1 protein-coding gene is annotated in these 487 nt (G+C 46.2%); it reads left to right on the top strand.

Features of this window, described 5'->3' with window-relative positions:
* Positions 1-79 precede the first annotated feature (79 nt).
* Positions 80-367 carry a hypothetical protein gene (locus tag ABZJ92_RS22260; protein ID WP_000343116.1) on the top strand — a complete coding sequence of 96 codons (288 nt, stop codon included), beginning with the start codon at positions 80-82 and terminating at the stop codon, positions 365-367.
* The last annotated feature ends 120 nt before the right edge of the window (positions 368-487 follow it).

Below are 487 nucleotides of genomic sequence, written 5' to 3'. Positions count from 1 at the left end.
ATTGGAGCACCTGTGTTGTTCTGAGGTGAGCATATCACCTCTGTTCAGGTGGCCAAATTCAGTGTGCCACTTCAAGACGATGGATGAAGAATATCGTAAAGACCTGCAACTGTGGTTTGGTCTTACGCATGCGTCGTTCTGCGTGATGCCGCGAGTATTCATGGAGGCTATGCCTCCAGAATGGCAAGAGAAGATGGCTCAGTTGCTTTTTGAGTATAGCGACACGATCAAAACGGATGTCTGCGGAGTTCACAGCTGTTTTGTTACTGCCAAAGACGGCAACAACCGCTTTATGAGGATGCCAGAAGATATTCTGAACTATCGTCATCCTCGACGTGAATTCATCGAATCATTTCTGAAGAAGTAGCCATTACAAAGCCTATCTACGGGTGGGTTTGATAATGGCTTATACTGGATTTGCCCCTATATTTCCAGACATCTGTTATCACTTAACCCATTACAAGCCCGCTGCCGCAGATATTCCCGT

The sequence above is a fragment of the Shigella sp. FJ200513 genome, assembly GCF_040495915.1.
Lineage (GTDB): Bacteria > Pseudomonadota > Gammaproteobacteria > Enterobacterales > Enterobacteriaceae > ECMA0423.
This window is presented reverse-complemented; position numbering and strand designations above follow the sequence as displayed.

Bases quoted from the DNA above. Each gene is read 5' to 3' on its own strand.
- ABZJ92_RS22260 (WP_000343116.1), top strand. From the start codon at position 80: ATGGATGAAGAATATCGTAAAGACCTGCAACTGTGGTTTGGTCTTACG.